This is a genomic window from Geminisphaera colitermitum TAV2 (assembly GCF_000171235.2).
GTDB classification, from domain to species: domain Bacteria; phylum Verrucomicrobiota; class Verrucomicrobiia; order Opitutales; family Opitutaceae; genus Geminisphaera; species Geminisphaera colitermitum.
On the sequence record NZ_ABEA03000176.1, the window covers coordinates 87528 to 101697 of the forward strand.

General features: G+C 61.1%; 14 protein-coding genes. 10 read left to right on the top strand and 4 right to left on the bottom strand.

The window, feature by feature from the left end; genetic code table 11:
- Window positions 1-84: 84 nt before the first annotated feature.
- A complete protein-coding gene (locus tag OBACDRAFT_RS20450; protein ID WP_157837225.1) occupies window positions 85-1089 on the top strand; it encodes a type IV toxin-antitoxin system AbiEi family antitoxin in 1005 nt (334 codons plus the stop codon).
- 303 nt (window positions 1090-1392) lie between these two features.
- Entirely contained in the window at window positions 1393-1932 is a 540-nt protein-coding gene (locus tag OBACDRAFT_RS20455; RefSeq protein WP_043588746.1) for a hypothetical protein, read from the top strand.
- Between the two features lie 328 nt (window positions 1933-2260).
- On the opposite strand, the gene OBACDRAFT_RS20465 is transcribed toward OBACDRAFT_RS20455, so the two are convergent.
- The 4 genes from OBACDRAFT_RS20465 to OBACDRAFT_RS20480 are packed head-to-tail and all read right to left on the bottom strand — an operon-like array spanning window position 2261 to window position 5583.
- A complete protein-coding gene (locus OBACDRAFT_RS20465) occupies window positions 2261-2614 on the bottom strand; it encodes a metal-sulfur cluster assembly factor (protein WP_043588748.1) in 354 nt (117 codons plus the stop codon).
- 18 nt (window positions 2615-2632) lie between these two features.
- The gene (locus OBACDRAFT_RS20470; protein WP_043588749.1) at window positions 2633-3979 is read right to left on the bottom strand and encodes a hypothetical protein; all 1347 of its coding nucleotides are present in this window, start codon (window positions 3977-3979) and stop codon (window positions 2633-2635) included.
- 49 nt (window positions 3980-4028) lie between these two features.
- On the bottom strand, window positions 4029-4613 hold the full coding sequence (locus OBACDRAFT_RS25875; protein WP_052362321.1) for a DUF2249 domain-containing protein: 585 nt from the start codon (window positions 4611-4613) through the stop codon (window positions 4029-4031).
- 55 nt (window positions 4614-4668) lie between these two features.
- Complete coding sequence (locus OBACDRAFT_RS20480) at window positions 4669-5583, bottom strand: SCO family protein (protein ID WP_052362310.1); 915 nt, start codon at window positions 5581-5583, stop codon at window positions 4669-4671.
- An 86-nt stretch (window positions 5584-5669) separates the two neighbouring features.
- On the opposite strand from OBACDRAFT_RS20480, the gene OBACDRAFT_RS27025 reads away from it, so the two are divergent.
- The 8 genes from OBACDRAFT_RS27025 to nrfA all read left to right on the top strand — a co-directional run bounded on the left by OBACDRAFT_RS27025 (window position 5670) and on the right by nrfA (window position 14168).
- Window positions 5670-6224, top strand: a complete 555-nt coding sequence (locus OBACDRAFT_RS27025; protein ID WP_043588750.1) for a plastocyanin/azurin family copper-binding protein — start codon at window positions 5670-5672, stop codon at window positions 6222-6224.
- A gap of 41 nt (window positions 6225-6265) precedes the next feature.
- Entirely contained in the window at window positions 6266-8182 is a 1917-nt protein-coding gene (gene nosZ, locus OBACDRAFT_RS20490) for a Sec-dependent nitrous-oxide reductase (RefSeq protein WP_052362323.1), read from the top strand.
- A 46-nt stretch (window positions 8183-8228) separates the two neighbouring features.
- A complete protein-coding gene (locus tag OBACDRAFT_RS20495) occupies window positions 8229-8858 on the top strand; it encodes a hypothetical protein (RefSeq protein WP_081722231.1) in 630 nt (209 codons plus the stop codon).
- A complete protein-coding gene (locus OBACDRAFT_RS20500) occupies window positions 8855-10228 on the top strand; it encodes a NosD domain-containing protein (protein WP_052362311.1) in 1374 nt (457 codons plus the stop codon). The genes OBACDRAFT_RS20495 and OBACDRAFT_RS20500 overlap by 4 nt, the downstream gene beginning before the upstream one ends.
- Entirely contained in the window at window positions 10225-10998 is a 774-nt protein-coding gene (locus OBACDRAFT_RS20505; RefSeq protein ID WP_081722232.1) for an ABC transporter ATP-binding protein, read from the top strand. Before OBACDRAFT_RS20500 ends, OBACDRAFT_RS20505 begins: the two co-directional genes overlap by 4 nt.
- Window positions 10995-11810 carry a hypothetical protein gene (locus OBACDRAFT_RS20510; RefSeq protein WP_052362312.1) on the top strand — a complete coding sequence of 272 codons (816 nt, stop codon included), beginning with the start codon at window positions 10995-10997 and terminating at the stop codon, window positions 11808-11810. Before OBACDRAFT_RS20505 ends, OBACDRAFT_RS20510 begins: the two co-directional genes overlap by 4 nt.
- A gap of 232 nt (window positions 11811-12042) precedes the next feature.
- Window positions 12043-12666, top strand: a complete 624-nt coding sequence (nrfH, locus tag OBACDRAFT_RS20515; protein WP_081722233.1) for a cytochrome c nitrite reductase small subunit — start codon at window positions 12043-12045, stop codon at window positions 12664-12666.
- Entirely contained in the window at window positions 12663-14168 is a 1506-nt protein-coding gene (gene nrfA / locus OBACDRAFT_RS20520) for an ammonia-forming cytochrome c nitrite reductase (protein ID WP_043588751.1), read from the top strand. The genes nrfH and nrfA overlap by 4 nt, the downstream gene beginning before the upstream one ends.
- Window positions 14169-14170 lie beyond the last annotated feature (2 nt).

Consider the following 14170-nt stretch of genomic DNA (forward strand, 5'->3'; position numbering starts at 1 on the left):
AGATTGTCTTTTTACTCAAGATACCATCCTTTACTGATCAGTAAGATCATGGTAACCGGTAAGACATCCGCCATTCGACACGAAGTGGAACTCGTCCGCGAGTTTGTAAACTTGGTAGCGCATGACACCCGGATCAAGCAACTTGCGCTGAATTCTCCCCACAATCCCACCGAAGCGCTCCTGCATCTGGATGGCCGCCAGTTTCGCTTCGCCCTCAAGTTCCTGCTTGTTCCGACTGTTGAGAATCTGCTTTCGGCCAAGACCAACGGGACAACACAACCATTGTTCGTGGTACCTCGTCTTACTCCCGCTTTTCTGCAAGCCTGCTGGCAAAACGGGACCAGCGTGGCCGACCTCAATGGGCAGCTTTTTCTCCGCGGCCCCGGCTTGCTCGTTTCGTTACCAGGCCTGCCCGGTCGCCACTTCCGCTTCGAGCAGGAACCGCACAACATTTTCGTCGGGAAAAGCGCCAGAATCGTGCGCGCGCTCCTTTCCGATGTGGAGCGCACGTGGCAACAATCCGAATTGATCAAACGCACCGGGGCAACCTCTGGATTGGTCTCGCGCATCGTCACGTATCTCACCCGGCAAGGCCACCTCAAGAAGGTCGATGCACGCCGGTTTCATGTTGTATCGCCTCTGGGCCTGCTGGATGTGTGGGTTCAGGCTGATGACTTTTCCCGCCGTGCGACTACCTATCGCTTTGCCGCGCTCAACAACGACCCCGTGAGGCTCGCCAGAACCATCCGTAACGTGCTTGCGCATGACAGTTCTCCCTTCGCGTTCACTCAATGGATCGCTGCCTGGCTGCGCCATCCCTATGCGGAGCCCGCGATCGTTTCGCTTTACGTCCAACAATTGCCGACACAGGACCTGCTCGACCAACTCGGCCTGCAGCCCGTCAACGAGGCGGGACGCGTCTGGTTTCACCTTCCGAATGACGAAGGCGTTTTTCAGGAGTGCCGCTTTGTCCAGGATCTTCCTCTGGTCACCGACGCCCAAATTTATCTTGATCTCCTGAAGACCGGCTTGCGCGGTCCGGAGCAGGCCAAAGCGCTGCGCGAATGGTCAGGATTCTGCCGCCCATGAAATACGATACTTATGACGAATACGATCCCCGGGCGGTAGCCCAGACCCAACCGACTTTTCTCACAGTATGGTCGGGCTTGGGCAGTTACCACGACGATCTCGTTCTGCTCGGAGGGCTGGTGCCGCACTATAATCTGTCGGCATCCCTCCGGTAGCTCCTCGCTTCCCCGGCCAGCGACGCTGGATGTCGATTTCGGCGTCGCGCTGGGCGCTTCGGCCGGACAATACGGCAGTCTTTCCAGCGATCTCCGGGCGCAAGGCTTCAAACCGAGCGAGAAATACCCGGGGCGCTTCGAAAAGGTCATGGGTGGCTTCACGCTCTACATCGATTTTTTAGTCGAAGACGGCGTGCATGATCGAGGCACGCGTATGGTGGATGATGTGCCTGCCAGCGTCATGCCGGGTGTGGTGCGGGCCTTGGAAACCGCCCGAAAGATGCCCATTGAGGGCAAGGACCTGTTCGACGCTCAACAGAAACTCACAGCCCGCGTCTGCGAAGTCGGCCCGTTTCTGGTTCTCAAACTCCGGGCGTTCCTGTATCGGCAACAAGGCAAAGACACTTTCGATCTACTCTACACACTACTTCATTATGACGGTGGGACAGAGGCTGCCGTGCAGGCTTTCACCCGGGAAGCGAAGGAGAATAACCCTGCGTTCCCCGATGCCAGGATCTCCCTGGAGACGTTGTTCGCCACCGAAGATAGTCATGGGCCCGTGAAAGCCGCTCACTTTGCCTTCGGGCCGCCGAGCGTTAGCGACAGCGCCGACATTCGCATGCGGCGACTGCAGGTGCAGCAGGATACGTTCGTGGCTGGCCGAACTCTGCGGAAGGCAATTGCTTAGCCGATACAGATATTTTTAGAGTTATGGTACGATTGTATTGAAAGATCCGAATGGAGGGTCCATTTTTCTGTATCCACATGTTCGAACCGGATGCGAGAATTCTGGCGATGAGCCAAACCGGGCTTTTCTCCGTCGGGGAAATTTCCACGTATCCATGTTTGGACTTCCTGATAAATTATCACCTCCCCGCCAGTTTCTGGAGTCTCCGAACTCTGGAGGAGGATCATTAAAATCCTCCACTCTTGTTTTCGTCACACAAAGTAACGGGGTCGAGGCCAACAGGATCGCCCTTCCACAACGGGCGGCCATGCGCCTGCCGGACAAAATCCTACTCCGATGGCGAAGGATCACTCCACCCGAGGTGGCGTCGCGCTTCTTGACTAATGCGGTCGGGGGTCCAGGCCGGCGTCCATACGAGTGACACCTCGGCCCGCATTACTCCCGGAACAGCCTCCGCCGCGGATTGCACGCCGGCGAGAATCACCTCGCCGGCCGGGCAATACATCGATGTGAGCGTCACCTCGATCACCGCCACGCCGTCGCACCCGACAGAAACGCCGTAGATCAAACCGAGAGCCTCAACGCTCACGCCGAATTCGGGATCATACACATGCCGGAATGCAGCACGAAGGGCATCGGCGGACGGCGGAGGCGGATTGGTTTCCTGAATTTTTGTATCCATAGATCAGCGACGTAAAACTTATGGGCGCTGCGGGCGCCACAAGTGGGCGACCACGCGCAGCGTATTGACGAGAAACAGCCCGCCTCCAACTGCCAGCGCCAGGCAGCCGACGGCCATGATGAATGGTGACGAAACGGCGACTCCCGCTGTCATCAGCACGATGCCGGCTAGATGAGCGGCAAACCATCCGTTTTCGAATCGTCGCGAGGCGAGTGACGTGGCGACGGGCACGGGCTGCTTTCCCACTCGCGGCCCGTAAGCGCGCATCCAGACAAGGAAAGGCACGATTTTGCACAACATGCCAAGGATCGTGAAACCCAGCCCGCCTCCGATCACCAGAATCCCGTAAGCAACAACCGCCCGCAACCCCAACTCCGTTCCATCCGGGAGAAACACCAGCGCGAGCCCCGCCATGGCGGCGACTGCAAAGAATCCCGATCCTGTGACGAAAGCCCGGATACCCGGATCCAGTTTCCTCCTCCGCCGTGATGCCAGCGTCGCCCGCAGGGCTTCGCCACTACAGGCCAGACCTCCTGCCAACGCCAGCGTTCCAAGATGCTCCAGACGCTCGATTCGCCAAGCCAGTCCGGGTGCCAGCAACAGTAATCCCAATTGCGTGCCCAGCAGACCCGCCCACACAAGGCGTGGCCGCCGCATCTCGCCCATGGTGAACATCGGGACGAGTTGAAACGCGGTTCCCTGCAGCAGTGTTAAAAAGAAACCGGCCAACCCGAGGTGGGCATGCGCCTGCAGGAGGCCGGTTACGGGCAGGGGCAGAGTCGCCCAAGACCAGCGTCGGGACAGCGCGAGCAGCACGCCGAGCAACACGGTCGCGCCCAGCCAGCTTGCGGCCAGCGGGAAACTCCATGCAGCCGCATCACGCCGCTCCGAGCGAAGGAATGTCCTCCACACGGCGGAGACCATGATGCCAACGCCTGCGGCAACCAGAACGCCGCCGCCGGCCACCCATTCAAAGCGGGCGAAAAGGAATCCCACAACGAGTCCTGCCGCGCCCGCCGCATGCAGACCGAGATGCATCCACAAGGATCGATTCGATGACCGTAACGGACTTCCGCATACAACCGGCATCAATTGGTAGATCGCCCCCAAGCAAATGCTGAGCAGAAACCCCGGCAGCCACAGATGCGCGAGCGCGATCATCCGGGGATGAATATACGGCCACGACAGCAACGACGGCTGCGCTGCCATCCATCCCGAGCCTGCTGCAAACGCGATCAATCCCAGCGCAATGAATGACAGAGGGAGCCGCGCCCCAGCCACCAGCGGCACGCCAGTCGTGATGCGTGGCGCAGGGGCGGGGCGGGGGGGGGGGGGGACGGTTGTGCCGGCGTCGGCCATTGGCATCGCGTGACGGATATGTCTCAAACCGGGGAAAAAGGCTTCCCCGATTGTCTCAGCGCCTGGTCAGTGTGGTTTTCCAGCTTCCGTCGGCTTGCCGGTCACTGAGGTGAGCCACACCCCTTGTATCGAGTTCTGGATACAGGTGAATCGGCTGGCGGTCGGTTAACGCCACCAGACTTTCCCCTGCCGCCAGCGATTCCACAGCCTCGAGGATTCGCAACATCGGCTCAGGCGGTTCCAGCCCGCGGGCATCCACGTCTACCGTTTCCTTTTCTCCGGCGCTCGCTTGATCCTGCTCGCTGCGATGCGAGCAGGCCGGGACTTCCGGCCTCGGCGGAGGCGCGATTGGCGGAACGTCCGGCGAAGCAGTCAGGCGTGTAATCTTGACCGCAAATTCGTCCGGCCCCGCCACCAGGTATTCCCATGTAAATGCACCGGGAAACTGGGCGGCGAACTGGTAGTAGAGCGGCACGGGATCGTGATCGTTCACGAGCACGAAATGCGAGCCGACCGGCAGGGCGGTCCAGCGTTGGAATATCTGCGCGTGCTTCACGCGGCAGGGGATCTTGCGCACGTCGAAACGCGTCAGGTCCACTGTGGCCGCCGCGGTATCGTTGGAGTGAGTCGTGTTGTTCATCGGTTTCTGAAAGATGCAGTATGCCCGGTCGTCCGGCATCACGCCTTGATTTGTATCAAGGCGCGGTGGGGTTCTCCGCATTTTTGTTTCTCACGCATGCGAGAATCTCGTCGGCAGTCCATTTGTTGCCGCGCCAGATTTCAACGATGCGGCCATCCGGGCGGACAAGTGCGGTGGCGAGCGTGTGGTCGAGCATCACGCCATTTTTTTCCCGATACACGGCGAATGCCTTTACAAGCGCGTCGATCTGCGGCTTGTCACCCGTGGCAAAATTCCAGACCGCCGGGTCCGCTCTCATTGCCTCACCGTAAGCCTTCAGGATCTCCGGGCGGTCAAATTCAGGATCGAGCGTGATCGCCAATAGGCGCGTCTTTCCGATGGTCTCCGTCTGCGATGAGATGGCCGATTGGAGTTGTTTGAACTTCAGCGAAATCGCCGGGCAGAATTCCGGCACAGGACAGCGCGTGAAAATAAAAGTCACCACGGTAAATCGTCCCTGCAATGTTTCAGCGGTGAGAGGCTGGCCGCGTTCGTCGATCAACGAGAACGCCGGCACTTCATCGCCCTCGCGCAAACGTCCGGAATATTTTCCGTTCCGTTTCGCGTCCGTCGTAATCGGCGTCGTTTGCGACTTCGATGCAGGAACGCGTGAGATGACGACAAACTCCTCCGCCACCGATCGTCCGCTCCCCACCCGCAGGCGAAACCGCACGCGATCATTCACCACCAGCCCGGCGGCCTCCCTGCTGTCGGTTGGGGAAAACGCCATCGTCATCGCCGGCATGAACCCGGGGATTTCCTCATGTTCGATGACGATCTGGCCGTCATCGAGAAGAGCGCGAATGGCGCCCGTTACCGCGAAAATGCGTTCCTCTCCCTGGGGAGACGCAGGGGCGGCGATGGCGGAAACGGCCAGCGTCACACTCGCAAATATCCAGGAAAACGGAGCAAAAAAAGATTGGGTCTGCATCACGCCAGTATGGCCCGCATTCCCGGACATTTCCTTGATGCACATCAAGGCGCCCCGCATCCGTTCGCGTTATAGTCGCCCCGCTCATGAAAACCATCAACCACCTCTACCACCTGTTCCTGATCGCGGCTGCCGGTGCGGCCCTGATTCTTCTTTCCGGCTGCGGACCATCCTCCGGTCCTCCGGATGCCGGGAAAAACTCGCCGACGCCCGGCGTCCCCGCGGCGTCTTCACCCACCCGTGCATCAGCGCCCGTCACGGGACGTGTTATCGAGATCACCGCCGATGACTCGATGAAATTCAGCGTCACTGAAGTCCGGGCAAAGCCCGGCGAGGCCCTTTCGATCATACTAAAAAACATCGGTACCATGCCCAAGCTTTCCATGGGGCACAACCTTGTGGTGCTCGCGGCCGGCCTCGATCCGGTGACTTTCGCCAACGACGCCGCCCAAGCCGTGAAGACCGATTATATCCCGGCCAAGTACAAGAGCCGCATCATCGCGTCCACCAAGCTCCTCGGTCCTGGAGAAAGCGATACAACGACTTTCAAGGCGCCCAATATGCCCGGACGCTACCCATTCATTTGCTCCTACCCCGGACATTTCCAAGTCGGGATGAGGGGGGAACTCATCGTCGAGTGACAATCACCACCTTCCACCTCAGCTCACATCGCCCACCTGCCATGAAAACACCCTTTGCTCATCACATTTTTCACAGCGACGCGACAACCCTTGCCCTCGCCGCTGTGCTCGTCTCCACGCTCCTTCTCTCCGGTTGCAACCCGCCCGGCTCTTCATCCTCAGGGGCATCCGGGAAGTCCGGCTTCGCCGGTTCCGCCGCCGCCCGCACCTGGGTGGGACCTGGTGAAATGGACGAATATTACCTCTTTTATTCAGGAGGCCACTCCGGCCAGGTGTTTGTCGCCGGCCTGCCTTCCATGCGTCACATCGCCACCATTCCCGTCTTCGCTCCGTATCCGGGAACCGGCTACGGGTATGACGAGGAAACCAAAGGCATGCTCGGAGGCTTCACCTGGGGAGACGTCCATCATCCCGGCCTTTCCCAGACCGGCAGCCTCTACGACGGCCGCTGGCTCTTCGTGAACGACAACGCCAACAACCGCATCGCGCGCATTGATCTCCGCGACTTCAAAACGCACCAGATCCTCGGCCCCATCCCCAATTCCAGCGGCAACCACGGCTCGTCTTTCGTCACTGAAAACACCGAATACGTTCTCGTCGCCACCCGCTTCTCCGTTCCCCTCCCGAAGGGACGTTTTGCCGATCCTGCCGACTACGAAAAGGAATTCAACGGCATGGTCAGTGGCATTCGTGTTGATCCGGCAACCGGGACAATGAGTGTCGGCTGGCAGATTCTCACTCCGCCCTTCAACTGGGATCTCGGCTCCACCGGCAAGGGCCCCAGCAGCGGCTGGGCCTTTTGGACATCTTACAACACCGAGATGGCGCACGAAACCCTCGAAGCCACCTCCACGCAACGTGACCGCGATTATGCCGCCGTGGTCAACTGGCGCGCCGCCGAGGCCGCCGTCCGGGATGGCCGCGCCACGCTTCTCTCCGGAGTGCCCGTGATCGATCCGGCAAAAGTTCCCGGCGTAATCTATTTCCTGCCCGTGCCCAAGTCACCCCACGGCATCGACACCGATCCGTCGGGACGCTGGATCGCAGCCTCCGGAAAACTCCAGCCTGTGACTTCCGTTTTCGATTTTGAAAAACTCCGGGCTGTCATCGACAGGAAGGAATTCGAAACCGAATTTCGCGGAGTGCCCGTCATTCGCTACGAATCGGTGCTCGAAGGCGAGGTGCCAGTCGGCCTCGGTCCCCTCCACACGCAGTATGACGGCCAGGGCAACGCCTACACCTCGCTCTACATCGAGTCTGCCGTAGCCAAATGGAAACTGCCGCCATGGAGTGATGCCGAGCGGGCCGACCTCAACCAGGTCGTCACCGACAAAATCGACGTCCACTACAACATCGGCCACCTTGTCGTCGGAGGCAGCGACACCCGCCAGCCTTACGGCAAATACCTCGTTGCGATGAATAAACTTTCCAAAGGCCGCCACATCTCAGTCGGACCTTCCCAGCCCGAGTCGAGCCAGCTCATCGACATCACCGGTGCAAAAATGGAAATGATCTATGAAGCCTTCACCGAACCCGAGCCGCACTTCGCCCAAATCCTCAAGGCCGACGCCATCAAACCCATCGAGGTTTATCCCCGGGCCGAAAGCACGCACCCGCACGCCATTTGGGATGCCAAGGACGCCTCCGTCACCCGCCGGGTATCCAGTGTTGAAGTCAAGATGATCGTCATTCGCAGCCGTTTCATCCCCGACCGCATCGACGTCAACGAGGGCGATGAACTTGTTATTCACGTGACCAACGTCGAACAGACGACCGACATGATTCACGGCCTCGCCCTCGTGGAGCAGGATGTCAACATCATCATTGATCCCGGCGAGACGAAGACGCTTCGCCTCATCGTGAAAAAGCCCGGGGTCTTTCCCTTCTATTGCACGAACTTTTGCTCCGCGCTCCACCAGGAGATGCAGGGCTACCTGACGGTGAAACCCAAATCCTGATACCTCCCGCGCGTTGTTTTCGCCTGCATCGCATCGTCCGCCCGCCATGATCAAAAAATTCCTCGTTCACGAATACCGTTTCCTGCGTCGTCCGCTCAATCTGGCATCGCGGCTGTTCCTGGTTGCGGTGGCGGCGGTGCTGGTGTCGGCGGCTTTTCTACCGCTCTGGAAAATTCATCTGGTGGCCCCGCAGTACCGCGAAGGTCTCGTTTTGCACATCTACGCCCATAAACTCATCGGCGGCAACGGCGGACAGGATCTCAACGAAATCAACACGCTCAACCACTACATCGGCATGAAGCCGATCTCCCAGGCCGACTTCGCAGAGATGACGTGGCTTCCCTTTGCCTTTGGCATTTTCGCCCTGCTTGCCCTCCGCGCCGCGTTCATCGGCCGCATGCAGAGCCTCGTCGATCTCGGGGTGCTCTTCATTTACTTCACGACCTTCTCCCTCGGAAATTTTTATCTGCGCCTCTACAACTACGGCCACCAACTCGATCCCCGGGCGCCCATGACCATCGAGCCCTTCACTCCGGTCATGCTTGGCAGCCAGAAAATCGCCAACTTCATCCAGACCAGTCTCCCGCAGTCCGGCGCGCTGTGCCTCGCGCTCGTGCCGCTCCTGATCTCCTTCGCCATGTGGTGCTCCCGCCGGGAAACCTTGCCTGAACCATGAGAGCCCTGCGCCGCCATCTGTTGTGCCTGATATTCGGTCTCGTCGCAGGCGAAGGTCAGTCCGTATGTGTCGCCCGGCCCTCAGCTCCGGGGGACGAACTCCGCGCCCGCATCGAAGCCGCCATTCCTGGCGACACCCTTATCGTTGCGCCTGGCGATTACCAGGGACCTTTTGTCATCGAAAAATCATTACGTTTGCTGGCTGCTCCTCCCGCATCTGCCGGTGATGCCCCCGTCATTCTTCGCGGCGACCGCCGCACCCACGTCGTCGCCATCCGCGCGCCGGATGTCGAGATAAGCGGTTTCACCTTTCGCGGCTCCGGGCGCGAGCTTTCCGCCGATCACGCCGCCATCCACATCACCGCCCCGCGTGCATTCATTCATGACAACCGCATCCTCGACAGCCTTCATGGCATTTATGTGCGCAAGGCCGCCGACTGCCGGATCGAAAACAACGTTATCATCGGCGACGGAACCCTTGCCGCTTCCATCGCCGGCGTTGCCGATCCCCTTGCCGCCGGCATCCGGCCCGGCGAGGCCGAACTCTGTGAAATCGAGTCCGTCCAAGACCGCCGTGGCAACGGCATCCATCTTTGGAACTCCGCCGGACACCTCATTGTTGGCAACACCATCAGCGGCACCCGCGACGGCATCTACTTTTCCTTCACCGACGCCACCATCGTGCGAAGCAACATCATTACCGGTGTGCGCTACGGGCTCCACTACATGTATTCTGACGACAACATTTTTGAGCAAAATACCTTTTCGACCAATGCCGCCGGCGCTGCCCTCATGTATTCAAAAAACCTCAGCCTGCGAGGCAACCGCTTCACCGCCAACCGCAGCCATCGCGCCTACGGCCTGCTCCTCCAGTCCGTGGATGACACCCGCATCGAACAAAACCTCATCGAGGGCAACACACTCGGGCTCTTCATGGAAAACTCCAACCACAACACCATCCGAGCCAATCGCATCCTCAACAACTATGTTGGCCTTCGCGTCAGCGACAGCACCCGCGACACTGTGTTTTCCGAAAACACATTTTCGGGCAACATCCACCCCGTCGAGACCAGCGGTCGCAACACCGGCAACATCTGGTCCGTGAACCGACGCGGCAACCACTGGCACGGAGCCGCCACTCTTGATCTCGATCGCGATGGTGTTGCCGACCTTCCCCATCGCGAACCTGATCTCTTCGGCCCGTGGCGGCGTAGCTTTCCCGCCATTGGCCTGCTCTCGGCCAGCCCCGGGGAACGCCTGCTCCGCTTCATCCACAGCCGTCTGGCACTGCCCGGCATCAGCGGCATCACTGATCCCTCGCCACTCACCAGCGCGCCACCGCCAATAGCCGCCGATTCTGCCACGCCATGATTCACACAATTGGCCTCACCAAATCCTTCGGACATCGTCGCGTGCTCCGCGGCCTCGACTTCGCCGCCGAGTCTGGCGCCATCACACTCTTCATCGGCGCAAATGGAGCAGGCAAGACAACCACCCTCCGCCTTCTCGCCGGGTTGAGCGCGCCCGACGCCGGTTCCATCCGCATCGCCGGCCATGATCTGCAAGGCTCGCGGCGTCACGCGCTCGCCTGCCTTTCCTACCTGCCGCAAGCACCCCGTTTCCATCCGCGGCTCACTGTCAGTCAGGTCGCCATGTTTCACGCCCGGCTTCGCGGACGCTCTCCTGGCGCCGCTTCCATTGCGCTCGATGCCTGGGGGCTCATCGATTTTTCCGACGTGCCCACGGGGAAACTCTCCGGCGGCCTTCGACAGCGCCTTGGCATTGCCGTCTTTGCCCTCGCCGACGCCCCCGTGCTTCTGCTCGACGAACCCGGCCTCAGCCTTGATCCCGAATGGCGGGAAGCCTTGCAGGATTTTCTCACCGGCGAAGCCCGCCGCGGTCGCACCATCCTCATGGCCACGCACCTGCTTGGCGAATGGGAAAATCGCACCGACCGTTGCGTGCTCCTCGCCGACGGACGCTCCGGCGGCGAGATTCCACCCGGCGAACTCCGCCGCCACTACCACGCCTTCCTCCGCCACATCCTTCCGGTACCCGGCACGCGGCACACTCCGGCAGTGACGACATGCACGTCTCCACATTCGCCTCCGTGCCTCACGTGTGAATCCACTTTCCCATGACACCCGCCCCGCCCGTTCTGCCCGCCTTCACGCAAATCACCCGCGCCGCCGCCGGACGCGAATGGCTCAGCCACCGGCTCAACCGTTTCCTCCATGCGCACCTTGCCCTGGTGCTCGCCGCTGGCCTGCTCCCGCTCCTCACACCGGGTGACGCCCTCGCACGTGGCGCCGCATGGTGGCTGCTGCATGCGGTGCTCTATGCGGTCTCGCTTTCCGCGCTCCTGCTCGGCCTCAGTTCCGCTCAGGCCGAGACCGACGAATTTCCCTGGCTTCTCGCGCAACCTGCCGGCATTGGTCCGTGGCTGGCCGGCAAGGCGGCCATGCTCGCCCTCCTCGCTGCCGTCTCTGCCGGCCTGCTTGCTCTCCCGACCGCCCTTGCCGGGGCAGGCTCGCCCGAACTGCTCCTCACCACCGCGGGCGCCGCCGGCGTGAGCTCGGTGTGCGCACTGACCGGGCTTGCCACCGGATTCTGGATACGCGACAGCGTGCGCGGCCTGATCGTCGCGATGGCCACATGGCTCGTAATCCTTTTCGGCGCCGATCTCCTGCTGCTGGCTCTGGCCGGCGCACCGTTCATGCAAAACCATCCCGATCTCTGGGTGCTGCCGCTCATGCTCAACCCGCTCGATGCCTTTCGCATCACGGTGCTCTTTGCGGCGGAGCGCGCCGCCTTCAGTGGCATCGAGGCCGGCCGTCTCACCGGCTGGTGGGTGACGCATGCCGCCGGCTGGCTCGCCACGCTGACCGCCGCCTGGTCGGCCCTCGCCCTCGTCGCCGCGTGGCTCGGTGCCAGGCGGCAACTGGATGGCTGACCCCTGTCGGACGGACGTGGCAATATCCGGGCCACCTCGGGGAGGCCGTATTTTTTGTCACGCAACCAGCAAAAATCCTTATCTTCCCGACAAGGACTTGATCTAGATCAAGCCGTTCGTCTTTTCCCCGAATCCGACCCTTGCCGATCCCTCTCCTGCCGGGCCAGCATCCTCCCCAACCAAGACCACTTTCCCTCGCCATCCGCTTCCCTGGCGGACGGCTTGCCCGATCATGCTGCGCCCTTGCAGAAAACTTTTTTACGCCCTCATGCTCGCCGGAGGCTGCCTCGCCGGCGTGACGGGTTTTCTCGTCTACATCTCCAACGCCGCCTCCTACCTCTCCGACGAGCCAAAAACCTGTGTCAACTGTCACGTCATGGGGCCGTATTACGCCAGTTACGCGCACAGCTCCCACGCCCTCGTCGCCACCTGCAACGACTGCCATGTGCCCCACGACAACATTCTGAAAAAATACGCCTTCAAGGCGCAGGACGGCCTCTATCACTCCACAATCTTCACCCTCCGCGCCGAGCCGCAGGTCATCCGCATCAAGGAGGCCGGAGCCAATGTCGTGCAGGCCAACTGCGAACGCTGTCACAACCACCTTAACGAAAAAGTCACTACCACCGGCACCACGCTCGCCAGCCGGGCTCACGGCGATGGACGTTTCTGCTGGGACTGCCACCGCGAAGTCCCGCACGGCACGCGCAACAGCCTTTCCGCCACGCCCAACGCTCGCGTCCCCTACCCCGCCTCGCCCGTGCCCGACTGGCTCCGCGAACTCCAAGCCCACCCCTCGACGCCTCCCTCCTCTTCAACCTCCTCCGACATCCAAAGTTTTCCTTCCTCGCCATGAAAAACAAAACACTCCTCGGCTGGCTCCTCTTCGCCGGCACCATGGTTGCCGTCTTCCTCCTCGGTCTGCTCGCCGCCTCGGTCATCGAACGCCGCGCCGAGATCATCGCCGTCACTACGCCCGGCAAGCCCGTGAAATCCTTCGAGGCGCGCAATTCCGAATGGGGCAAGTCGTGGCCTCGCGAATACGACACCCTGATGGAAACCGCCGATATGAGCTTCACCCCGCCCGTCGTCGGCGCGCACGGACTCGACGCCCTCGACGAAAACCCCCGTCAGGTCATCCTCTGGGCCGGCTACGCCTTCTCCAAGGACTACAATCACCCCCGCGGCCACGTTTACGCCGTCGAGGACGTGCGCAACACCCTCCGCACCGGCGCGCCCATGCAGGCAGGCGAAGGCCCGCAACCCTCCAGTTGCTGGGTCTGCAAATCCCCTGACGTGCCCCGCATGATGAACCAACTCGGGCACGACGAGTTTTTCCGCAAGAAATGGTCTGATCTCGGCCACGAGATCACCAACCCCATCGGTTGTGCCGACTGCCACGATCCGGTCACGATGAATCTCACCATCACCCGCCCCCACCTGCGCACCGCGTATCAGGAACTCACCGGCAAGGACATCGCCAAAGCCTCCCACCAAGAGATGCGTTCGCTCGTCTGCGCGCAGTGCCATGTCGAATACTACTTCGACAAAGCCAAAGTCCCCGGCGGCCAGGTAGTCACTCTCCCTTGGAAAAACGGCGGCAGCGTCGAGGACATGGAAACGTATTACGACGCCATCGAATTCACCGACTTCGTCAACGCCGTCAGCCGCACGCCGATCATCAAGGCCCAGCATCCGGACTTCGAACTCTGGAGGCTCGGCATCCACGGCCAGCGCGGCGTCTCCTGCGCCGATTGCCACATGCCCTACAAGACCGAAGGCGGCCAGAAATTCACCAATCACAAGATCCAGAGTCCCCTCGCCAACATCAGCGAATCCTGCCAGGTCTGCCATCGGCAGGACGCCGCTGTGCTCGTGCAAAACGTCACCGATCGCCAGCGCCAGATCGTGGACATGATGGCCCGCATCGAACAACAACTCGTCCGCGCCCACTTCGAGGCGAAAGCCGCCTGGGACAAGGGCGCGACCGAGGCTGGGATGGTACCCGTCCTCAAACTCATCCGCCAAGCCCAGTGGCGCTGGGATTTTGTCGCCGCCTCCCACGGGGCCGGATTCCACGCTCCGCTCGAATGCGCCCGCATCCTCGACGCCGGACTCGAACGCGTCGCCGAAGCCCGCCTGCAACTCTCCCGCGTGCTCGCCGCGCACGGTCACAACAGCCCCGTGGAGCTTCCCGACATCTCGACAAAGGAAAAAGCCCAACTCGCTATCGGCCTCACGAAGATGGACGAAGAGCGCGCGAAGAAAGCCGAATTCCGCCGCACCGTCGTCCCACGCTGGCTGGAGGAAGCCCGCAGGAACAGCACCCTCGACGAATCCCCGCGCGCGAGACTCTAAAC

Excerpts from the sequence above, each read along its gene's own strand:
- OBACDRAFT_RS20470 (WP_043588749.1), bottom strand. The coding sequence starts at position 3,979 with ATGCCAATGGCCGACGCCGGCACAACCGTCCCCCCCCCCCCCCGCCCC.
- OBACDRAFT_RS20455 (WP_043588746.1), top strand. The coding sequence starts at position 1,393 with ATGGGTGGCTTCACGCTCTACATCGATTTTTTAGTCGAAGACGGCGTG.
- nosZ (WP_052362323.1), top strand. The coding sequence starts at position 6,266 with ATGAAAACACCCTTTGCTCATCACATTTTTCACAGCGACGCGACAACC.
- nrfH (WP_081722233.1), top strand. The coding sequence starts at position 12,043 with ATGCTGCGCCCTTGCAGAAAACTTTTTTACGCCCTCATGCTCGCCGGA.
- OBACDRAFT_RS20505 (WP_081722232.1), top strand. The coding sequence starts at position 10,225 with ATGATTCACACAATTGGCCTCACCAAATCCTTCGGACATCGTCGCGTG.
- OBACDRAFT_RS27025 (WP_043588750.1), top strand. The coding sequence starts at position 5,670 with ATGAAAACCATCAACCACCTCTACCACCTGTTCCTGATCGCGGCTGCC.
- OBACDRAFT_RS20500 (WP_052362311.1), top strand. The coding sequence starts at position 8,855 with ATGAGAGCCCTGCGCCGCCATCTGTTGTGCCTGATATTCGGTCTCGTC.
- nrfA (WP_043588751.1), top strand. The coding sequence starts at position 12,663 with ATGAAAAACAAAACACTCCTCGGCTGGCTCCTCTTCGCCGGCACCATG.
- OBACDRAFT_RS20480 (WP_052362310.1), bottom strand. The coding sequence starts at position 5,583 with ATGCAGACCCAATCTTTTTTTGCTCCGTTTTCCTGGATATTTGCGAGT.
- OBACDRAFT_RS20465 (WP_043588748.1), bottom strand. The coding sequence starts at position 2,614 with ATGGATACAAAAATTCAGGAAACCAATCCGCCTCCGCCGTCCGCCGAT.
- OBACDRAFT_RS20510 (WP_052362312.1), top strand. The coding sequence starts at position 10,995 with ATGACACCCGCCCCGCCCGTTCTGCCCGCCTTCACGCAAATCACCCGC.
- OBACDRAFT_RS25875 (WP_052362321.1), bottom strand. The coding sequence starts at position 4,613 with ATGAACAACACGACTCACTCCAACGATACCGCGGCGGCCACAGTGGAC.
- OBACDRAFT_RS20495 (WP_081722231.1), top strand. The coding sequence starts at position 8,229 with ATGATCAAAAAATTCCTCGTTCACGAATACCGTTTCCTGCGTCGTCCG.